Annotated in this window: 15 protein-coding genes; 13 read left to right on the forward strand and 2 right to left on the reverse strand. The window is 58.7% G+C overall.

Annotated elements, in window-relative coordinates; all coding sequences use genetic code 11:
• The first annotated feature begins 308 nt into the window (after positions 1-308).
• The 10 genes from dnaA (at position 309) to BUA42_RS12405 (ending at position 17111) form a co-directional block, all read left to right on the forward strand.
• Positions 309-1685, forward strand: a complete 1377-nt coding sequence (dnaA, locus tag BUA42_RS12360; protein WP_072778209.1) for a chromosomal replication initiator protein DnaA — start codon at positions 309-311, stop codon at positions 1683-1685.
• A gap of 154 nt (positions 1686-1839) precedes the next feature.
• Positions 1840-2958, forward strand: a complete 1119-nt coding sequence (gene dnaN / locus BUA42_RS12365; protein ID WP_072778210.1) for a DNA polymerase III subunit beta — start codon at positions 1840-1842, stop codon at positions 2956-2958.
• Between the two features lie 29 nt (positions 2959-2987).
• On the forward strand, positions 2988-4100 hold the full coding sequence (gene recF, locus BUA42_RS12370; protein WP_072778212.1) for a DNA replication/repair protein RecF: 1113 nt from the start codon (positions 2988-2990) through the stop codon (positions 4098-4100).
• A gap of 104 nt (positions 4101-4204) precedes the next feature.
• Positions 4205-6622, forward strand: coding sequence for a DNA topoisomerase (ATP-hydrolyzing) subunit B (gyrB, locus tag BUA42_RS12375; protein ID WP_072778213.1), 2418 nt, complete (start codon positions 4205-4207; stop codon positions 6620-6622).
• 165 nt (positions 6623-6787) lie between these two features.
• The gene (locus tag BUA42_RS12380; RefSeq protein WP_072778214.1) at positions 6788-8017 is read left to right on the forward strand and encodes an acyl-CoA dehydrogenase family protein; all 1230 of its coding nucleotides are present in this window, start codon (positions 6788-6790) and stop codon (positions 8015-8017) included.
• Positions 8014-9039, forward strand: coding sequence for a phosphotransferase (locus BUA42_RS12385; RefSeq protein WP_072778215.1), 1026 nt, complete (start codon positions 8014-8016; stop codon positions 9037-9039). Before BUA42_RS12380 ends, BUA42_RS12385 begins: the two co-directional genes overlap by 4 nt.
• Positions 9040-9407: 368 nt before the next feature.
• Complete coding sequence (locus BUA42_RS12390) at positions 9408-10574, forward strand: efflux RND transporter periplasmic adaptor subunit (RefSeq protein ID WP_072778217.1); 1167 nt, start codon at positions 9408-9410, stop codon at positions 10572-10574.
• 5 nt (positions 10575-10579) lie between these two features.
• Positions 10580-13750 carry an efflux RND transporter permease subunit gene (locus BUA42_RS12395; protein ID WP_072778218.1) on the forward strand — a complete coding sequence of 1057 codons (3171 nt, stop codon included), beginning with the start codon at positions 10580-10582 and terminating at the stop codon, positions 13748-13750.
• Between the two features lie 171 nt (positions 13751-13921).
• Positions 13922-14932: a TAXI family TRAP transporter solute-binding subunit gene (locus BUA42_RS12400; protein ID WP_072778219.1), complete on the forward strand. Its 1011-nt coding sequence runs from the start codon at positions 13922-13924 to the stop codon at positions 14930-14932.
• Positions 14933-15002: 70 nt separating this feature from the next.
• Positions 15003-17111, forward strand: a complete 2109-nt coding sequence (locus BUA42_RS12405; RefSeq protein ID WP_072778221.1) for a TRAP transporter permease — start codon at positions 15003-15005, stop codon at positions 17109-17111.
• Here the strand turns inward: BUA42_RS12405 and BUA42_RS12410 are convergent.
• A complete protein-coding gene (locus tag BUA42_RS12410; RefSeq protein WP_072778222.1) occupies positions 17108-17791 on the reverse strand; it encodes a fumarylacetoacetate hydrolase family protein in 684 nt (227 codons plus the stop codon). The two genes, BUA42_RS12405 and BUA42_RS12410, sit on opposite strands and share 4 nt — an antisense overlap.
• Before the next feature lie 75 nt (positions 17792-17866).
• Positions 17867-18643 (reverse strand): SdiA-regulated/phytase-like domain-containing protein, encoded by a 777-nt coding sequence (locus BUA42_RS12415; RefSeq protein WP_143152686.1) that lies wholly within the window; start codon positions 18641-18643, stop codon positions 17867-17869.
• A gap of 218 nt (positions 18644-18861) precedes the next feature.
• On the opposite strand from BUA42_RS12415, the gene BUA42_RS12420 reads away from it, so the two are divergent.
• The 3 genes from BUA42_RS12420 (at position 18862) to flgK (ending at position 22569) form a co-directional block, all read left to right on the forward strand.
• On the forward strand, positions 18862-19689 hold the full coding sequence (locus BUA42_RS12420; RefSeq protein WP_072778228.1) for a flagellar motor protein MotB: 828 nt from the start codon (positions 18862-18864) through the stop codon (positions 19687-19689).
• Positions 19690-19792: 103 nt separating this feature from the next.
• Entirely contained in the window at positions 19793-21094 is a 1302-nt protein-coding gene (locus BUA42_RS12425) for a flagellar hook protein FlgE (protein ID WP_072778229.1), read from the forward strand.
• Between the two features lie 26 nt (positions 21095-21120).
• On the forward strand, positions 21121-22569 hold the full coding sequence (flgK, locus tag BUA42_RS12430) for a flagellar hook-associated protein FlgK (RefSeq protein WP_072778231.1): 1449 nt from the start codon (positions 21121-21123) through the stop codon (positions 22567-22569).
• Positions 22570-22574: the final 5 nt, after the last annotated feature.

Consider the following 22574-nt stretch of genomic DNA (forward strand, 5'->3'; position numbering starts at 1 on the left):
GTTCCTGCGAGTCACATCGCGCTTGGGGGGACAGGCTCCGCTGGGTCGAAGTAGAACTTCAAAAACTGCCTCGAAACCGACCCTGCGACGCAAACTGATCTTTGATCGCTTGCCTTGTCCATTTTGTGAGACCGGTCGCACGGAACGTGTATGCACGCGTTTTTGTGGCCTGAGATCGTGTGCGTTTGAGTCAGCCTCAAACGTTGATCGCGTCTTTCATCCTCAGCCGCGCGAAAACCAGGCTGTGGATGACTCGGATACGGGAAAGCATGCGAGCGAGCGTGCGTATTAGTTGGACAGGGGACAAAATGACTGGCGAACAGTGGGGATCAATTCGGGATGAACTTAGCGAGACACTGGGGGCAAGCAGCTTTAAGAACTGGATCAAACCACTGAGCTTTGTCGGCTTGGAAGACGGCATCGCGCGGTTTCAAGTGCCCACCAGCTTTATGGGCAACTACGTGTCGCAGAATTTCGGTGACGTGATCCTCACGAAGATTGCAAAGATCGACTCCTCCGTAAGACGTATTGCCTTCCACCCTGTTGGTACCGATGCCGCAAAGCCAGTGGCCAAGAAAAAAGAGGCGAAACCCATGCCGCCGAAAGAGCACCCGTATTCGGACGATCGCGTCCAGAACGATCCCCTGCATGGTCTTCCTCTCGACAAGCGCTTTACCTTCGATAACTTCGTTGTCGGCAAGCCGAACGAGCTGGCTCATGCTGCTGCCAAACGCGTGGCAGAAGGCGGCCCGGTCACATTCAATCCGCTGTTTCTTTACGGTGGGGTCGGACTTGGCAAAACGCACCTCATGCACGCCATCGCGTGGGAGCTGCGCACGCGCCATCCGCATCTTAATGTTCTCAACCTGTCCGCCGAGCAGTTCATGTATCGCTTCGTGCAAGCGCTGCGCGACCGAAAGATGATGGACTTCAAAGAGCTGTTTCGCTCTGTCGATGTTCTGATGGTCGATGATGTGCAATTCATCGCCGGAAAGGACAGTACGCAGGAAGAGTTCTTCCACACGTTCAATGCGCTGGTCGACCAGCATAAGCAGATCATCATCTCGGCCGACCGTGCGCCGGATGAAATCAAGGATCTAGAGAACCGTATCCGGTCCCGTCTGCAAAGCGGGCTTGTCGTTGATCTTCACCCCACGGATTACGAGCTGCGTCTCGGCATCCTTCAATCGAAGTCCGAAACCTATTCCCGCATGTACCCGGAACTAAGCGTTGAGCCGGGCATTCTTGAATTCCTGGCGGCGCGGATCGTCAGCAATGTGCGCATTCTGGAAGGGGCTCTGACCCGCTTGTTCGCCTTTGCTTCGCTCGTCGGAAAACCGATCACCATGGACCTGACGCAGGAATGTCTGACCGACATTCTGCGTGTCTCTGAACGAAAAGTGTCCATCGAAGAGATTCAGCGCAAAGTCGCGGATCACTACTTGATCCGGCACACAGACCTGGTTGGTCCAAAGCGTGTGCGCACCTTCGCCCGCCCGCGCCAGATCGCCATGTATTTGTGCAAACTGTTGACCACACGGTCCTTGCCGGAAATCGGGCGGCATTTCGGTGGTCGTGACCACACAACGGTCATGCACGGCGTGCGCCGGATCGAAGAGCTCAAGAAGCAGGACGCTCAGATCGCCGAAGATGTTGAGTTATTGCGCAGAGCGCTTGAAGCCTGAGTCCCTGACACAACAGAATGAAGCGTGGCGTGCTTTACTGCATGCCCGCACTTGACCCTGCGCGTAAACCAGCCAAGAAATTGCAAAACAAGGGGTTGGAGTGCAGCCCCTCTGGGGGTTACTGTCGGCGTCCGGCCGGTCGGAGGATAAACGCATGAAATTCAGCATGGAACGAGGGACGCTGCTCAAAGCCGTCTCGCAAGCGCAGTCCGTGGTGGAACGGCGCAACACCATTCCAATTCTTGCAAATGTCCTGATCGAAGCCGAGGGCGATACAGTTCAGTTTCGCGCGACCGACCTCGACATCGAAGTCGTGGACCGCGCCGTCGCCCAGGTCGAGCGCGCAGGCGCAACGACGGTTTCGGCGGTGACCTTGCACGAAATCGTACGGAAATTGCCGGATGGGGCGCTTGTCTCGGTGTCCGAGGACAGTGCATCGGGGCGACTGACGGTCGAAGCGGGACGGTCGAATTTCTCGCTCGCGACATTACCCAAAGAAGATTTCCCGGTGATGGCATCGTCGGAGTACAGCGCCAACTTCTCTGCGCCCGCGCCGATGTTGCGGCGATTGTTCGACAAGTCGAAGTTCGCCATCTCGACCGAAGAGACACGCTATTACCTGAATGGCGTCTACATGCACGTTGCTGACGGCGAAGACGGGAAAGTCCTGCGCTGTGTGGCGACAGACGGGCACCGGCTGGCCCGTATCGATGCCCCCTTGCCGGACGGCGCGGCTGACATGCCCGGCGTGATCGTTCCGCGCAAAACCGTGGGCGAGATGCGCAAGCTTTTGGACGATGACGACATGGAAATCGCCGTGTCGGTGTCTGAAACCAAGGTTCGCTTTGCAACACCAGACATCACTTTGACGTCCAAAGTCATCGACGGAACCTTCCCTGACTACACACGCGTGATCCCGCAGGGGAATACCCGACGCCTTGAAGTGGACGCCGCTGAATTCGCCAAAGCCGTGGATCGCGTTGCGACCGTGTCCTCCGAGCGTTCTCGCGCCGTCAAGATGCAGCTTGATGAGGATCGTTTGATCCTGTCCGTCAATGCGCCAGATAGCGGTGCGGCCGAGGAAGAACTCGCCGTCGCATATGGCGACGACCGGCTCGAGATCGGCTTCAACGCCAAATATCTCCTCGAAATCGCGAGTCAGGTCGATCGCGAGAACGCCGTTTTCATGTTCAATTCGGCGGGCGATCCGACGCTCATGCGCGAAGGCAGCGACACCAGCGCGGTCTACGTCGTGATGCCGATGCGCGTGTGAGCCAAGAGCGCCTTTGAACGGGGGCGCTGTTGCCGCTTCGCATATCCCGCCTGTCGCTGTCGCATTTCCGGTCGCACTTCAACGTCGTGATCGAAATGGATGCGCGACCCGTGGTGCTTTACGGACCTAACGGAGCCGGTAAGACAAACCTGATCGAAGCGGTATCTCTGTTCTCTCCGGGACGGGGCATGCGCCGTGCGTCTGCGCAGGATATGACACGCCGACCCGAGGCACTAGGCTGGAAGATCGATGGCCTCGTTCAGACGCCCGACGGCCTGCAGGACATTTCTTTTGTGTCTGAACAGGGCCAACCCCGGCAGGTGAAGATCAATGACAAGCCCGCACCGCAAACGCGTTTGGGCGAGCTTGTGCGCGTTCTCTGGCTTCTGCCATCCATGGATCGGCTTTGGATTGAAGGGGCCGAGGGGCGTCGGCGGTTTCTTGATCGCATGACTCTCAGTTTTTTTCCCGGCCATGCCGAAGCGTCTTTGACCTACGAGAAAGCGATGCGCGAACGCAATCGTCTGCTCAAGGACCAAGTGCGCGATCCGATCTGGTACAAGGCGATCGAGGCTCAAATGGCGAAGTCGGGTGCACAAATCCATGCGAACCGGCAACAGGCGCTTGAGCGGATTCTTCTCGCCCAGGATATGGCGAGCACCCATTTCCCGGCGGCCGAGCTCGATCTTGTTCAGACCGAAGGCGAAATGCCGGACGGAGAAACGGAACTACGTGCCGCGTTGGAAGAAAGTCGGTTCCGCGACTTGGCCGCAGGTCGCACATTGGTGGGCCCCCACCGTGCCGATCTTTACGGTGTGTTTGCCGCAAAGGGTGTTCCGGCCAGCGATAGCTCCACCGGGGAGCAGAAAGCGCTTCTTATTTCGCTCGTTCTTGCAAATGCACGGGCACTGGTGGACGATTTCGGGTCACCACCAATCGTGTTGCTTGACGAAGTCGCGGCCCATCTGGATGCGTCGCGACGGGCGGCACTCTACGACGAGATTTGTGCCTTGGGCGCTCAGGCCTGGATGACCGGCACGGGCCTCGAGCTGTTCACAGAGCTTGGATCACGCGCGCAATATTTCGAAGTGACTGACGCGGCCGAGGGGTCAATCGTGACGCCGATAAACGCGACCGGTTAGATCGTCCGCTCAACCAGAACGACAACCGCTAAATCTTGTGTCAGTTGCGTGACAACACTGTCGGGTTCGCGTATAAAATCAGCAGAAAAACAAAGGGTAAACGTATGGCAGACCCAGCACAGGCTCCTGAAGAATACGGCGCGGATTCCATCAAAGTTCTCAAGGGCTTGGAGGCTGTTCGCAAACGTCCCGGTATGTATATCGGTGACACCGACGACGGGTCAGGCCTGCATCACATGGTCTACGAAGTTGTCGACAACGGAATTGACGAGGCTCTCGCGGGTCACGCGGACTTTGTGCACGTCAAAATCCACGCTGATAACAGTGTCTCCGTCAGGGACAACGGGCGCGGGATTCCGGTCGACATTCACGAGGAAGAGGGTGTCTCTGCCGCCGAAGTGATCATGACCCAGCTTCATGCCGGCGGGAAATTCGATCAGAATTCGTACAAGGTGTCCGGCGGTCTGCATGGTGTGGGCGTTTCGGTGGTGAATGCGCTGTCCGATTGGCTTGAGCTGAAGGTGTGGCGCAAAGGCAAACAGCACATCGCGCGTTTTGAACGTGGTGAAACGGTCCGGCACCTCGAAGTCATCGGTGACGCCGATGGCGAACAGGGAACCGAGGTGCGGTTCCTGGCCTCAACCACCACGTTCAGCAATCTCGAATACGATTTCCACACGTTGGAAAAGCGCCTGCGCGAGCTTGCCTTTCTGAATTCCGGCGTGCGGATCATTCTGGAAGATGAACGCCCGGCCGAGCCTCTCAAATCCGAGCTTTTCTACGAAGGCGGTGTGCGCGAATTCGTCAAATACCTCGACCGGTCGAAGTCGCCTGTGATGCCGGAGCCGGTATTCATGCAGGGCGAGAAAGACGGCATCGGTGTCGAGGTCGCGATGTGGTGGAACGACAGTTACCACGAAACCGTATTGCCCTTCACCAACAACATCCCTCAACGCGATGGCGGAACGCACCTTGCGGGCTTCCGCGGCGCGCTGACACGCACGATCAACAATTACGCGCAGTCCTCGGGTATCGCCAAGAAAGAGAAGGTGAGCTTCACCGGTGACGACGCGCGGGAAGGACTGACCTGCGTTCTGTCGGTCAAAGTGCCTGACCCGAAGTTTTCCAGTCAGACGAAAGACAAGCTTGTCTCATCCGAAGTGCGCCCGGCGGTCGAGAGCCTCGTCAACGAAAAGCTGGCCGAATGGTTCGAAGAAAACCCGAACGAAGCGAAAATCATTGTCGGCAAGATCATAGAGGCCGCCTTGGCGCGGGAAGCGGCACGCAAGGCGCGCGAATTGACCCGGCGCAAGACGGCCATGGACGTGAACTACCTCGCGGGCAAACTCAAGGATTGTTCCGAGAAGGATCCCTCACTGACCGAGCTGTTCCTCGTTGAGGGTGACAGCGCCGGGGGCTCCGCCCAAACCGGCCGCGACCGCCGCACGCAGGCGGTCCTGCCGCTGCGAGGAAAGATCCTGAACGTTGAACGCGCGCGGTTTGACCGGATGCTCAGCAGCCAGGAAATCGGCAACCTTGTTATGGCGCTGGGCACCGGGATTGGTCGGGACGAATTCAACATCTCCAAATTGCGCTACCACAAGATCGTCATCATGACGGACGCAGACGTGGACGGGGCGCATATCCGGACGCTGCTTCTTACATTCTTCTATCGGCAGATGCCGGAACTGATCGAGGGCGGCTATCTCTACATTGCCCAGCCCCCGCTCTACAAAGTGGCGCGCGGCAAGTCAGAGGTGTATCTGAAGGACCAGGCGGCACTTGATGATTACCTCATCCAACAGGGCATTGACGGGGCGCAGCTCAAACAAGGCAATGGGGAAACCATCAGCGGACAGGATCTTGCCCGTGTTGTCGACGAAGCGCGCCAACTCAAGCGCGTGCTGGACGCTTTCCCGACGCACTACCCTCGGCACATTCTGGAGCAGGCTGCCATTGCGGGTGCATTTGTCCAAGGCGCAGTTGATGCCAACTTGCAAGGCGTGGCCGATAAGGTTGCCGAACGGCTGGATCTGATCGCGCTCGAATACGAGCGGGGTTGGCAGGGTCGGATCACGCAGGACCGCGGTGTCCGTCTGGCACGTATCCTGCGCGGCGTTGAAGAGGTGCGCACATTGGATGGGCTGATGCTGCGTTCGGGCGAGGCGCGCAAGACGGGAAGCTTTACTGAAAGCTTGCAAGCCGTTTACAACCAGCCCGCAACGCTGGAACGCAAAGACCGGCGACAAATGATCCACGGACCGCTCGACCTTTTGAATGCGATTCTGGAGGAAGGTGAAAAAGGGCTGTCGCTGCAGCGGTACAAGGGATTGGGCGAGATGAACCCGGACCAGCTTTGGGAAACCACGCTCGACCCGGATGCGCGGACGCTCTTGCAGGTCAAGATCGACGACATGACCGAGGCCGACGATTTGTTCACCAAGCTCATGGGTGACGTCGTCGAGCCGCGGCGCGAGTTCATCCAACAGAACGCACTGAGTGTGGAGAACCTCGATTTCTGACATCGGATTGGCTTTGCCAATCCGATCCGTGCGAGGGGCTCTGCCCCTCGCGCTCCCCGAGGTATTTTTGAAACAGAGAAGCTGGATCCGTCCTAGTATCTGCTCTGGCGGTCGCGGAGACGCGGCCGTAACATCAAAGCCAATCATGGGAGGGAGGATCGCCCGATGGATCTGGGACTGACGGATCGCGTGCAGAATTTGGTCGCGCAGGTGCGCAGCATGGTCGACACCGAAATCGCGCCGCTTGACGAAGAATACCACGCTGAAGTCGGCAAGCACCCGTCCGGCGATCGGTTTCAACTCACCGATCGGCAGCTAGACATCCTGGCGGAACTCAAAGGCAAGGCAAAAGAGCGGGGGCTCTGGAACTTTTGGCTGACTGACAGCGACAAGGGTCACGGCCTGTCGACGGTCGAATATGCGTATCTCGCCGAAGAGATGGGCAAAGTGCATCTTGCCGCAGAAATCTTCAACTGCTCGGCGCCCGATACAGGCAACATGGAGGTTTTGGAGCGGTACGGCGAAGCCTGGATGAAAGAGCGCTGGCTCACCCGATTGCTCGATGGTGAGATCCGATCGGCCTACGTGATGACGGAGCCCGGCGTGGCGTCGTCGGACGCGGCGCAGCTTGCCTTCGAGGCAAGGAAAGACGGCGATGATTGGGTGTTGAACGGGGAAAAGTACTGGATCTCAGGCGCCGGTGACCCGCGGTGCGCGCTGTATATCCTCATGGCCTGTACCGCACCGGACGCCGCAAAGCACAGTCGGCATACGATGTTCGTGATGGATGCGGACACATCCGGGATCGAGGTCTTGCGCCCCATGCACGTGTTCGGTCAGGACGATGCGCCCCATGGGCACATGCATCTGCGGTTTACAGACGTGCGCGTCCCCTCGAAAAACATCGTCCTTGGTGAGGGGCGTGGATTTGAAGTGGCCCAGGGTCGTCTTGGACCCGGGCGTATCCATCACTGCATGCGTTCTATCGGACTTGCCGAGAAGGCGCTGGAACTTCTCTGCAAACGCGGGCTTCACCGTGAAGCCTTCGGCAAACCTCTGGTGGAGCTTGGCGCCAATTACGACATCATCGCCAACGCCAGGATGGAGATCGAACAGGCGCGCCTGCTGTGCCTGAAAGCGGCCTGGATGATGGACACGCAAGGCACGCGAGCGGCGCAACCGTGGATCAGCCAGGTCAAGGTGGTTGCTCCGCTTATGTCGCTCAAGGTGGTCGACGAGGCGATGCAGCTTTTCGGCGGCACCGGGATCAGTCAGGACACTCCGCTCTGGCGGATGTGGACACATTTGCGAACGCTGCGTTTTGCCGATGGGCCCGATGCCGTGCATCGACGTCAGGTGGCCCGGGCGGAACTGCGCAAATACACGAACCAATGAGCACGGCGCTCCTTGATGTCGCTTCTGTGGAAGCCTGGATGGGCAAGACCGTGGACGGTTTCAGAGGCCCGATCACAGTTGAGAAGTTCGCGACGGGGCAATCCAATCCGACATTCAAATTGACAGCACCTTCGGGCGCCTATGTGTTGCGACGCAAGCCGCCTGGCGAACTCCTGAAATCCGCCCACGCTGTTGACCGGGAATTCCGCGTCCAGAGCGCCCTCTTGGACACCGATGTTCCTGTCTCCCGTATGCATGCGTTGTGCGAAGATGAGTCCGTGATCGGGTCCATGTTCTATGTGATGGAATTCGTCGAAGGCCGAACTTTCGTCGATCCGCGTTTGCCGGATGTGAGCTTTGAAGACCGACAGGCGATTTTTGACGATATGAACCGCGTTTTGGCCGCAATCCATGCCGTCGACCTGGTAGCGTCCGGACTGACGGATTACGGACCAACCGGGAATTATTACCAACGGCAGATCGACCGTTGGACCAAGCAGTACCGCGCCAGCGAAACGGACCCAATCCCTGATATGGATGCTCTGATGGCTTGGCTGAAAGGCGCGGTTCCCGAAGATGATGGCCGTGTGTCACTGGTGCATGGCGACTACCGGATCGACAATCTCTTGTTCGCACCCGGCGAGCCGCGATGTGTCGCCGTTCTCGATTGGGAGCTGTCCACCCTGGGTCATCCTTTTGCCGATCTGGCTGGGGTGATCATGCAGTGGTCTTTGCCGCCGGGCGATGCCGGACGGGGCTTGGCGGGAGTTGATCGAAAGTCGCTCGGCATCCCGGAGGATCAAGCGTTCATCGACACCTATTGTGAGCGCATGGGTCTTCCGGGCATCGACCGGTTCGGCTTTTACCTTGCCTTCTGTTTCTTCCGGATGGCTGCGATCCTGCAGGGCGTCAAAAAGCGGGCCTTGGACGGCAACGCATCCAACCCGGAGCGTGCGCTGGAACTAGGAACCTTTGTCCCCGCATTCGCGGCCGGAGGACTGAAGGCGGCAAACTCCGTCTAGTTGCACGTCGAGAACGTTGCGCCTTTTTGTGGCGAGCTTTCGTGGCACATTGGGGACCTACCGGGAATTCGGGTCATCCTGTGCAATGAATTCAGTGCGAAGTCGCGCGGGCATGCGTTGCCATAGCGACTTCAAGACTTCCGCCCAGAGTGGTTCCGCGCAAAATGGCGATGACGGGACATGTGCTGTCTTCGGCCGCATTGCTGACCTCTGGCAACCAAGGATCGACGGGGGTCTTGCCGCTTTCCGAGTCAACGAAATGTGCCTGCGAGTGCTGGAAGCACACCAAAACGCGAATCCACGCTGCCTTTGAAGGGAATCGCTCTACTTTCTGCGCTATGCTGCCATGTGACGTAAGGAGAGGCGGAATGCACATCTTGGCGAGAGCAGCCCTGGGGATGTTTCTTTTGGCCCTCCCCCTGATCGCGTCGGCGCAGGGGCGTCCGGCAGGCGTCACCACAGAATTCGTGACGACAAGCACCATGTCCGAAACCGTTTCGGTCTTCGGAGAGGTGGTCGCAGGTCGCCAAAGTGCGGTGGCCGCGCGTGTCGCGGGATTGGCGCAAACTGTCCCGATCCGTGTGGGCGACCACGTTGAGCAGGGCGATGTGCTCGCACGGCTCGACACTGAATTGCTTGAAATCGAGCTGTCGCAAGCCGAGGCGCAGATCGCGATTGCGGAGGCGGGAATCGCAGTTTCGCAAGCGCGCTTGGATCGCGCGGAGAAAGCGTTCCGCCGCGCGGAAACCTTGCGGGAAAACTCAACGATAGCCGAGGCGCAACTAGAGGAGCGGGCAAGCGATTTTGCCGAAGCACGGGGCGCTTTCGAAGAGGCTCAGGCGCGCATCAAGGCGTCTGAAACCGCGCTGAGCGAGGTTCGCTATCGGCTTGAAAACGCGGTCATTCGTGCGCCGTTCGAGGCGATCATCCTCGACGTGGCGACCGAGGTTGGCCAGTTCATCTCTGCTGGAAGTCAGGTCGCGACCCTTATCGACACCGCCGCACTGGAAATCGAGGCCAGCGTGCCCGCGCGGTTCGTGAACGCGCTTCGCGCAGATCAGACCGTGACCGCGACAACCGACGTTGGCGAAACGGTAGAGTTGAGCATGCGGGCAATCCTGCCGACCGAATTCTCCGCCACGCGGACGCGACCCGTCCGGTTTGAGTTGATCGAACCAAACGCTGCGATTGCCGTTGGTCAAACCGTGACGTTGGACGTTCCGATCAGCGCTCCGCGCGAGGTGACGACCGTACCAAAGGACGCTCTGGTGCAGGCGCAGGGCGGATGGAGTGTCTTCCTCAATCAGGACGGCAAGGCCACTCCACGGACCATCGAAATTGGTGCGGCGCTCGACAATGCGTTCGAGGTCATTTCCGGTCTTGCACCCGGGGATGAAGTCGTGGTGCGCGGCAATGAACGATTGCGGCCGGGTCAGGACATCGAGCCGTCTGGCCCTCCGCGGTCGGAGGCTCCTCAGAACGGAGACACCCAAACCGAGACAAACGGCGCTGAGGCGTCTGACGAGAACGGATAACTCCAATGGACCTCATTCGCGCCTCGATTGATCGACCTATCGCCGTTTTCGCCATTGTCATCATGGCGGTGCTTTTTGGCGCGCTGGCCCTGTCGCGCATCCCGGTGCAACTCGCGCCGGATGTGCGTAAGCCCGTTGTGGTGGTTGAAACGTCTTGGGCCGGGGCCGCTCCGGCAGAGATCGAACGCGAGATCATCAATCCTCAGGAAGATGCGTTCCGAGGGCTCGAAGGGCTTGAGATCATGACCAGCCGTGCCCGGACGGGGCAGGCATCGGTGACGCTTGAGTTCGCGGTCGGGTCAGACATGGGGGATATCCTGCTTCTCGTGTCAAACCGCCTTGACCGTGTTGGTGGGTATCCGAGCGAAGCTGGCGAACCGACCCTGAACACTTCCGGGTCCGACGACAGCCCAATCGCGTGGGTCATGGTCAAAGCGCTGGAAGGCACGACGAAGCCTTTGCCGGAATTCGGTGATTTTGTCGAAGACGTGATCAAGGAACGGATCGAGCGGGTGAACGGGGTCTCCACCGTCAACGTGTTCGGTGGCGTAGCGCGCGAGCTGCAAATCGTGATCCGTCCGGAAGAGCTGGCTCGGCTTGGTTTGACCATCCCCGCAGTGGTCAATCGACTTCGGGCCGAGAACATCAGTATTTCGGCGGGCGACGTAGAGGAGGGCAAGCGGCGGTACACCGTTCGGGCCGACGGCAATCTGAACACTATCGAGGCCATCAACAGCGTTGTTCTACGCAGCCAAAGCCAGGGCGAGAACGGTGCGCTGGGTCGCGTGCGGGTCGGTGACGTTGCCGAGGTCGGCTTCTCTTACAAGGAAAACACCGCGCGACTGCGGTTCCGGGGCGAACCGGCGCTTGCCTTTAATGTGGTGCGCGAACAAGGGGCCAATGTCATCTCGACCATGGCAGAGGTGAAAGCCGTCATTTCCGAACTGGAGGCCGGGCCGGTCGTCGCCAATGGTCTGACGCTTGAGCAAGTCTACGACGAGACGATCTATATCGAGGGCGCGATTGATCTTGTAACGCAGAACATATGGATCGGCGGCGTCCTCGCCGCGACAGTTCTGTTGATCTTTCTCCGCAGTCCGCGTGCGACCCTTGTCATCAGCATGGCGATCCCTGTATCGATCGTGGCCACCTTTGTCGCCATGGCAGCCACGGGTCGAACGCTCAACGTGATCTCGCTCGCAGGCATCGCGTTCGCGGTTGGCATGATCGTGGATGCAGCGATTGTGGTTCTGGAGAACATCTTCCGATTGCGAGAGAAGGGCAAATCGCGACGAGAGGCCGCGTATATTGGTGCGAAGCAGGTTTGGGGCGCCATTCTGGTCTCGGCCCTGACGACGGTCATGGTGTTCATCCCCATCCTCGTCATGCAGCTCGAAGCGGGCCAGCTTTTCCGTGACATTGCGGTGGCGATTTCGGTTTCTGTTCTCCTTTCTCTGGTGGTGGCTGTGACGGTGATACCTGCATTGTCGAGCCGCCTTCTTGCCGGGGGCAAGCCAAAGAAATTCGCCTTGCCCGGGATCGATCACTTCGGTCGCGGCTTCACGTGGCTCATCATGGCCTATGTCCGATTCACGGTGCGGTTCCGGGCCGCAGGTCTGGTCACGGTGGCCGCGATCGGCATGGGCGCAGCCGCTGCAGCATGGATGTTCTTGCCCAAGCTCGAATATCTGCCGGAGGGCAACCGCAACCTTGTTTTCGGTCTGATCATCCCGCCGCCCGGATACAACCTTGAAACGACAGAGACGATTGCACAGCGGATCGAGGCCGTGGCCGAGCCAATGTGGACAGCGCGCCCTGCGACCGAGACGGAGGACGGGCGTCCGGCCTTGGAGTCGTTCTTCTTTGTCGCGACCCCCGGCAACAGTTTTGTAGGCGCTGCCACGGTGGACGGCAGCCGCGTGGCAGAGGTGATCCCGATCCTGTCGCGCCCGATCTTCGCCGAACCCGGCACGTTCGGTTTCATGACGCAACCCTCGCTTTTCGGGCGCGGCGTCGGCGGTGGACGTACGATCGAGCTCAACGTGTCTGGCGATGAGTTGGAGGATATCCTGGGCGTGGCCGGGCAGGCGGCCGGCATTATTGGGCAACTTTTGCCCCGGTCCGAGGGGCATCAATTCCGGCCGATACCGGGTCTGGAACTGGGCGCGCCCGAAGTGCGCTTGATCCCGGATCGCGTGCGGTTGGCGGATGCGGGACTGACAACGCAAGACCTTGCCGCGACAGTTGATGCTTATAATGACGGTCTTCGTGTGGCCGAGATCAACGTCGGAAACCGGCGTCTCGATTTGACCCTGAAGGGTGACAGCGAAATCCTGAGCGGCTTGCGCACCCAGGATGTGGGCAGTTTTCCTGTCGTGACGCCGTCCGGCCAAATCGTTCCCGCATCCGAACTGGCGGAGGTCAGGGTCACCGCCGGTCCGACCGAAATTCGGCACCTCGAACGGTTGCGTACTGTCACGCTTGAGGTTCGTCCGTCAGACGCCCTGCCACTGGAAGCCGCTGTCGAGCTGCTTGAGACCGAAGTGATCGCCGCGCTCCAAGAGCAAGGGTTGCCACCGGGTGTCAGGCTGTCAGTCTCCGGTACGGCTGACCAACTGTCTCAGACGTGGAATGCCATTCAGATCAATCTCCTGGTCGCGATGGTCATTGTCTTCCTCGTCATGGCGATCCTGTTTGAATCCTTTGTTCTTCCGCTTGTTGTGATGATCTCGGTCCCGGTCGCCGCCGCAGGAGGCGTGGGCGGGCTGGCAGTGCTCAACATGATCGGGACACAGCCATTGGACATGCTTACTTTGCTGGGCTTTGTCATCCTCGTCGGCATTGTCGTCAACAACGCGATCCTGATCGTGCACCAGTCTCTGTACCACCTGCGCGAAGAAGGTATGAACCCCGTCGATGCGATCGAGGAAGCGACGCGCAATCGCATCCGTCCGATCTTTATGTCCACTCTGACCTCGGTGTGCGGTATGCTTCCGCTCGTTCTTTTTCCCGGGGCCGGGTCTGAGCTTTACCGCGGCTTAGGTGCAGTTGTTGTGGGTGGCCTGTCGATGTCCGCCTTCCTGACGTTGCTGACGGTGCCACCGTTGTTGCGCTTGGTGCTGACGGTGAAGACGCCAGATGCGGACCCGGCGGTTAACCCGGTTGCCGCTGAATGACAGGTCACGCAAAGGTCGCGTCACCAAGCAAAATCATTTGGCGATTCAATGGAATGGTAAGGACGCCGCATGCTTTTCTGCGGTCTTGACGTTGCTTAAAGTGGTTTTCGCTTACATATTTCGAGGATCAGTCCGAAAGATGACTGGGTGTGTCCAAAGTGGGAGGACTTTATGAAACACTTCAAGACCGTCGCGCTCGCGGCGACCATCGCGCTTTCCGGCGCGACAGCTTATGCGCAGGATGAGGGCGCCAACTACGTCCTCGCGACCGCCTCGACAGGCGGGACGTACTATCCCGTGGGCGTTGCGCTTGCGACCTTGGTCAAAGTCAAATTGGAGCCGAGCCAGAAGATCGGCATGGCCGCGATCAGCTCTGCCGGATCCGGCGAGAACGTGCGCCTGATCCGTGAAGGTGAAGCGCAGTTCGGCATCATGCAGGGCCTGTTCGGCTACTATGCCGCGACGGGAACGGGACCGCTCGCCGAGGTTGGGCCGCAAGAAAACCTGCGTTCAGTCAGCATGTTGTGGCAGAACGTCGAGCACTTTATCGTGGCCTCAGACTCGGCACCCACAGGCACGATCGAAGATATGGTTGCCCTGAAAGGTGAAGCGATGGCGCTTGGCCGTCAGAACTCTGGGACCATCGGATCGAACGCGACAATCTTGTCCGGGTTTGGTGTGGACATCGAAAATGACTATGAACTCGTTTTTGCAGGATACGGCCCATCGGCCGAAGCCTTGCAGAACGGTCAGGTCAAAGGCATCGGTACGCCCGCGGGTGTCCCTGTTGGTGCCGTGAGCCAGCTGATGGCTGCCGCTGGCGACAGCGTGACACTGCTGGGCTTCACCGAAGAACAGATGGCGCAAGCCGACGGGGATCGGGGTCTCTGGACGCCGTATACGATCGCGGCGGGAACCTATCCCGGACAGGATGCGGATGTGCAGACTATCGCGCAGCCAAACTTCCTCGCCACAAGTGCCGATCTGCCGGACGATCATGTCTACGAGATCACCAAGGCAATGTACGAAAACCTGCCATTCCTGCAGGCGATCCATCCAGCAACCAAGGCCATGGCCATCGAACGTGCGATTGCGGGGCTTCCCCTGCCGTTGCACCCCGGCGCGTTGCGCTACTATCAGGAGGTCGGTCTCGACATCCCTGAGCGCCTGATCGCTCAATAAACGTTAGAAGGGCCAGTCAGCGCGTAAGCATCGACTGGCCCTTTCGCTTTTTGGGGGGAACGGCGACGTCATGGCGGAAACCGACGAGATCGACGACAGCAAACGACTGCGCTCTTTTACGGGCACTGCCAATGGCGCGCTGTCGATCCTGTGTTTTCTTATTGCCGTTGGGCATATCTACGTCGCCTTCGACCCGATCCTCTCAGAGCTTCAGCGCAACGCATTTCACTTTGCTGGCTTCGCATTTCTTGCTGCTGTGCTGTACCCGATGTGGCGCAATGCACAGGACAAGCCATCGCCACTGTGGATTGACCTGATCCTTGGTGTGCTTGTCGCCGCGTCTGCGGTTTGGCTCACCATGGCCGAGAACGCGATTTATGACCGGGGCGTGAAGTTTGCGCTTCCAGACTGGATTGCCGCCGTCATTTGTATCATCGGCGCGATTGAACTCACACGGCGCGTGGCGGGTTTGATAATCCCCATCCTGATCGTTCTCGCGCTCAGCTACGTGGCTTTCTGGGGAAAATTCGTCGGAGGGGTCTTCGCTTTTCCCGGTCTCAGCGTGGAGACCGTCGCGTTCCGTTCCATCTATGGCGACGACGCCATGTTCGGGACGATTGCGCGCATCTCGTCCACCTACGTCTTCCTGTTCATAATCTTCGGCGCGTTTCTTTTGCGCTCGGGCGCAGGCGAGTTCGTTATCAACATGGCGCGCGCTGTGGCGGGTCGCCTGGTTGGGGGTCCGGGGATCGTCGCCGTGATCGCCTCTGGTCTGACAGGCACGATCTCTGGTTCAGCTGTGGCGAACACGGCATCCACAGGCGTGATCACCATCCCGCTGATGAAACGCGCAGGATTCCAGCCCAAATTCGCGGGTGGGGTTGAGGCCGCGGCGTCGACCGGGGGACAGCTGATGCCGCCCATCATGGGGGCAGGGGCCTTTGTGATGGCGAGTTTCACACAAATTCCCTACGAGCAGATCGTGGCCGTCGCCGCACTGCCGGCGCTTCTGTATTTTCTGTCGGTTGCGTTCTTCGTTCGGATCGAGGCCCGCCGCAATAATCTTCCGCCGATGCCCGACGAAGGTCAGACGATGACCTCTGCGTTCAAGGAGGGCGGTGCCAGTTTCGTCATTCCCATCACAACACTGATCGCGCTTCTGGTGACCGGCTTCACGCCCACATATGCGGCGGTGTTCGGCATTCTGGCCGTCATCGGATCAAGCTGGCTCACCAAGAACCCGATGGGTCCGACGGCCGTCTTCGAAGCTTTCGTCATGGGGACGAAAGGCATGGTGCTGACTGCCGTGCTTCTGTGTTCCGTCGGGTTGATCGTCAACGTGATCGCGACCGCGGGTATCGGCAACACGTTCAGCCTGATGATCGCCAGTTGGGCGGGTGGAAACATCCTGGTCGCGCTCATCCTGATTGCGCTTGCGAGTCTCGTACTGGGCATGGGCCTCCCGGTCACCGCTGCCTACATCGTTCTCGCCACTCTTTCGGCCCCGGCATTGTCCGGGATGATCAGCGATCAGTTCGTGATCGCCGAACTTGCTGCGGGGACCTTGCCGGAGGCTGCGAAGGCCGTTCTTCTGTTTGGCGTGCCCGAACAGGCAGAAATGCTGAGCCGTGAACTGACATGGGCGGAATCCGCTGCCTTGATCCGGTCGCTTCCCCTTGAGATCGCCGCGCCTTTGCGAGATCTCGTGGTGCCGCAACCGGTCGCCATGAGTGCGCTCTTGTCTGCGCACATGATCATCTTCTGGCTGTCTCAGGACAGCAACGTCACACCGCCGGTTGCCTTGGCAGCCTTCACAGCGGCGGCGATTGCCAAAGCTCCGGCCATGGCCACTGGCGTGGCCAGTTGGAAGCTGGCCAAAGGATTGTACATTGTCCCGGTCCTCTTCGCTTACACGCCCTTCCTGTCTGGCGATTGGCCCGCGATGATCCAGGTTTTCATCTTCGCGGTTGTAGGGGTTTACGGCCTATCCGCAGCTCTGCAAGGATGTATGGAAAAGCCATTCGGCTTTCTCATGAGGTTGCTCTGTCTCATTGCGGGGCTCGCCTGTTTGTGGCCGGAAGCGCTTTTGGCGAACATCGCCGGCGTTGTTGCTGTCTGCGCGCTCTTGTTCTGGAACGTGAAGTATACGGAACGCGCCGAGACTGCGCCTGCCGTCTAGGTTACGGCCACCGACATGGACCCCAGCCCTTCGACCGAGATGTCCATGACATCACCTTTCTGCACCGGCCCGACACCAGCTGGTGTTCCCGACAGAATCACGTCGCCCGGAGCCAGGACGTAAAAGCGGGACAGATAGTTGATCATCTCGGGCACCTTCCAGATCATCTGGTTCAGATCGCCGGTCTGCCGTTCCTCGCCGTTCACGGACAGGGTAATCCGACCGCTGGCCAAATGCCCCACCTCTTCGACCGTGTGCACAGGTCCAACTGGAGCCGAGCCGTGAAAGGCTTTTCCGATTTCCCAAGGACGACCCATCTTCTTCGCCACGCCCTGTAGATCCCGGCGTGTCATATCGAGACAAAGCGCGTAGCCGAACACGTGGTCCAGGGCCTCTTCGATGGAGATGTCCGTGCCGCCGGATTTCAGGAAAACGGCAACCTCTGCTTCGTGATGAACATCTTCGCTCTGGTGTGGATACGGGAATTCGCCGGTCGTATTCAGGTCATCGGGGTTTTTCTGAAAAAAGAACGGCGGTTCGCGGTCAGGATCGTGTCCCATCTCAACGGCGTGCGCGGCGTAGTTCCGACCGATGCAATACACGCGACGAACAGGAAATACGCCGCCACTGGCGACGGGGACAGTGACGACAGGGGGTGCGGGGATGACGAAGTTGGTCATAAGCGTTCCATGAGATTTCAAGCCTGCGCGTCACGCTAGTTCAAGCGACCCGGTTAACCAAGAACGCTTTCGGACTCAGGAATACGCGCAATCGGGTCCGCGCTCCAATGGCGTTTCGATTGTGATCTCTGTCGGGATCCAGTCAAAGATAGCAAGGGCCTGCCCGCCGTCGAACCCGACGTATAGCGTCCCCGTCTCTGGCTGAAGTGCCACGCCCTCTGCATCGAAGCCGTACTGCGAAAGCGGAGAGACAGACAGAACACGTCCGTCCGGTGCCAGCTCGAACAGGCTGTTCAGCCCTTCATTGTCGTCAACAACGAGAATGTTGCCGGAATAGGGGTCCCGCGTGACGCCTTGCGGTTCGGTCATCGGCGGATCGAAGGTATCGCCGAACAGTTCCATCAGAACGCGGCCATCCGGGGCGATCCGCATCAACCGGGATGGGTCATCTTCCACGATTAGGAAACTGCCATCCGCATCCCGGTGCAGACCTTCGGTATCGAACAAGGTTTCACTGAGGCGAAACGGATCGTCTATGGCACGACCGTCACGATCAAGGCGACGGAACTCACCCCATCCGTTGGCGATGAGGATACCGTCTTCTTCGACTGTCAGGCTACGAACCGAGGACATACCGGTTTCGAGACGGCGAAGCTCTTTTCCGAATGTCGACAGTAGTATGATCTCGCGGCTTTCGTTGGCGACCCAGAGTCCGCAGACCTGCGCATCGTAGGCAAGGCTCACCGCTCTGAAGTTCGGGATGGTTTCCCAGTGAAAGATATCTGCTTTCGCGGGCATCGCCGCGATCAGAGATAGGCAAACGATCGTCGCTGGCAGAACCGTGTCTCTCATCGACATCTCCTCTTCATTCCAAAGTGTGACGCGACCTGGGTGTGTTTCAACGACGGTCGAGGCAATCCGAGATGGAAGACGGTGAAAAACCCGTGTCCGATGTGGCCTTCTCCTATTTCGGATACTGCCAAGATTAAATAGCTCGACTCTTAATTGTTAAGCTGGGGTTTACGTCCGAGCGCTAGGAGTTCTGTGGGGCGTAGTGAAAGGTAGTGGGAATGGCGTCCGGCAGCAATGTCGCGCCAGTCATCATCAAGCGTAAGAAAGTGGTCGTCGAAGACGGGCATCATGGGGGTGCCTGGAAGGTGGCCTATGCCGACTTCGTCACCGCAATGATGGCGTTTTTTATGCTGATGTGGCTGTTGAATGCGACAACCGAAAAACAACGAAAAGGAATTGCAGATTACTTCAGCCCGGTCGCCCCGATCAGCCGCATGTCAAGCGGATCGGACGACATGTTCATGGGCGACAGCGTGTTCGCAGCCGATGTCCTGCCGCAAATGGGTGTGGGGGCGAATTCGCTTCACGAGACAGACGGCGATGCCAGCGGCGGGGACAACAAGACCGATCCCGAGGCAGACGCGCAGACGGATGCATTTTCCGAAGTCAAAGAGGTGTTGCTCGCACTGGGTGGTGAAAGCCTGCTTGAAGATGAATGGCTACGGCATGTCGTGTCCGAAATTACGGACGAAGGTCTCGTTCTCGAATTTCACGACACCGCCGAGGCGGCGCTGTTCGAGAATGGTGCTGAAGCTACAGATCTCCTTCGTTCCATAGCTTATGCAGTTCTAGAAGCTGCTGCACTGCTGCCGAATGACATGGCAGTAGAAGCCCACGTCGCTACCGTTCCGGTCGTCCAAAAAACTGACCCTACCTGGGATCTATCATCGGATCGGGCCTTCAAGCTGGCCGATGTCTTGCAAGGTTTCGGCCTTCCAAGCGATCGAATCCGTCGGGTGACCGCCTACGGGGATCGTGAACCCGTCGTGGATAACTTGATGGCCGCGCGGAACAATCGGTTGGTGATCATATTCTTGCGCCATTGAGGTTTGGCGAAAATTGATCAACTTTTATTCGTTAGGTCCGCGTTAAATCCGCGACCGTAAAGCTTCTGGTAGATAAACGGTCCTCTTTCCAGAAAGGCGATTCATGTCGATTTCCTCATCTCTCAGCGCGGGCGTTGTTGGCCTGGCGTCCAATGCCACACGTCTTGCAACCATTTCGGACAACATCGCCAATTCACAAACCCCCGGCTACAAGCGGGTCGAGGCGAACTTTCATTCGATGGTCGTCACCTCCGGTGGTGGAACGTACACTGCCGGCGGCGTGCGTACGACAACGCAACGCTACATCGACCAGAACAGCGCGATTACGACGACCTCGAACGCCACCGACCTTGCGGTGAGCGGTCGCGGTTTCCTGCCCGTTGCCCAGGCAACAGAGGTTCTGGCCGGCTCCGAAACCCCGCAGATGTTCCTGACGACAACCGGTTCCTTCCGTACGGACGCCAACGGATATCTGCGCACTGCGTCCGGCCAAATTCTGTTGGGCTGGCCCGCAAGCCTTGACGGCAGCATCCCGAACTATCCCCGCGCCACCAATGAAGCGTTGGAGCCGGTCCGCGTGAACGTCAATCAGTTCTCCGGAGAACCGACAACGCGGATTGAATTGGGCATCAACCTGCCCGCCACGGAAACCGAAGCCGGCGCAAATGGCGACCCCCTCACGCAATCGGTTGAATACTATGACAACCTTGGGCGTGCGGAAGAACTCCAATTCACATTTACCCCGTCAGTCCCGGCCACCGGAACGTCAAATCTGTGGACAGTCGAAATCGTGGACAGTGCCGATCCCGGGACAATCCTGGGGCAATATGAACTTCAGTTCGATGATGCGCGCACGCTTGGTGGAACGCTCGCCGGTGTCACCGATATTTCCGGTGGGCCCTATGATCCTGCAACAGGGGTTCTAACCGTTACTGCACCGAGTGGACCGATTGACATTCGGATCGGTCGGTTGGGGCAAAATGAAGGTCTGTCTCAACTGTCTGATCTCTTTGCTCCCTTTAACATCAGCCGCGACGGTGCTCCGGTCGGAAAAGTTACATCAGTAGAAGTGGATGAATTGGGTCTCGTCACCGCCGTCTACGATACCGGAACCACGCGCACGTTATACCAGGTTCCGCTCGTCGATATCCCGAACCCAAATGGAATGGCTGCAGTTGGAAGTCAGCTTTACATGCCGACACCGGACAGCGGAAGTTTCTTCCTCTGGGACGCTGGCAATGGGTCCACCGGCGACATCCTGTCCTTCGCTCTTGAGGAGTCCGCGACCGATATCGCGAACGAACTGACCGAACTGATCCGCACGCAGCGCGCCTACTCATCGAACGCCAAAGTCATCCAGACGGTGGATGAGATGCTGCAGGAAGCCACAAATATCAAACGCTGATCGACTGATTTGAAAAGGATTTCTGCATGAGCCTTTCTGGTGCTCTGTCCAACGCCATGAGCGGACTCACCGCGAATGCCCGGGCGACAATCGTCGTGTCCTCGAACATCGCGAACGCCCTGAACGAAACGTATGGCCGACGTGAAGTTGTTGTTGCAACCGACGGCACATCTTCGTGGGGCGGTGTGCGGATCGCGTCGATAGACCGACATTCCGATCCTGTTCTGAGTCATCAAGCGCGAAACGCGATGGCTTCTGCCAGTGCCGCATCGATTCACGCAGGCTTTGCGACGAAAGCGGAGGCTTTGATTGGCAGCGTTGATACACCAAGTTCTATCGCCGCGCGGTTGACGGATTTCGAAGCCGCGCTTCTATCAGCGTCATCGGACCCCTCCTCTGGCACGCGTCTTCGCACGGTTGGTCAAAAAGCAGATGCATTGGCATCCTCATTTCGGTCGGCGAGTGCGGGCATTCAAAACCTTCGTGAACAGGCCGAGCGGGAAATCGAGGCCGCGGTAAGTGATATCAACGCCAGTCTCCTTCGGCTGGAAGAGTTGAATGATCACATCGTGGGCGCGCGGCACCTTGGGCTTGATACGCTCAATCAGCAGGACGAACGCGACGCCGTGCTCGATAAGCTTGCCGCATTCTTTCCGCTACACGTGATTGCCCGCGAAAGCGGTGCAGTATCAATCTTCACGGGCCAGGGTCGCACGCTTCTCGATGGTAAAGCGGTCCAGCTTGAGTTTGACCGAAAGCCGTCCGTGGAACCGCACATGACTATGGGAAATGGGCTGTTGTCGGGCATTCGCATTGGGGATGATTGGATTGATCCCGGCAATGGAGGAATGCTCTCGGGCGGCGCGCTTGCTGCGCATTTCGAGACCCGTGACATGGATGCCGTGCGGTTGCAGGTGCAACTCGATGGTATTGCTCGTGACGTTGTCGAACGGTTTGGTCCGGGCGGGCCGGATACGACCCTTTCGATGGGCGACAGCGGTGTCTTTACGGATGCCGGCAACGCTTTCGTTGCAGCTGATGAAGTGGGACTCGCAGGTCGTCTGGAGTTGAATAGCGTACTTGACGGAACCAGTCCGGAGATCTGGCGATGGAGGCATGGGATCAATGCGCTCACGCCAACCGATGCAGGCGCCTCGGACCTTTTGCGCGCGCTCAGCCAACAACTCACCAATCAAGCGCTTCCGAATTCCGCGGCTCTTGAGCCATCGCCAAAGTCCTTCGTGGACCACATTCACGGTCTCTCGGCCGATCTGGCGTCTCAACGGGTGTGGGCGACGGATGCCAGTGCTTTCGCAACAGATCGATTGAACGGGTTTGAGAACCTGCAGGCATCCGATGGCGTCAATACAGATGAAGAGCTCCAACGTCTCATCGAGTTGGAAAAGTCGTATGCCGCCAATGCGAGAGTGATCCGTGTCGTCGATGACATGCTCTCTGAACTTCTCAAAATGTGAAGGAA

Source organism: Marivita hallyeonensis (assembly GCF_900129875.1).
Taxonomy (GTDB): domain Bacteria; phylum Pseudomonadota; class Alphaproteobacteria; order Rhodobacterales; family Rhodobacteraceae; genus Marivita; species Marivita hallyeonensis.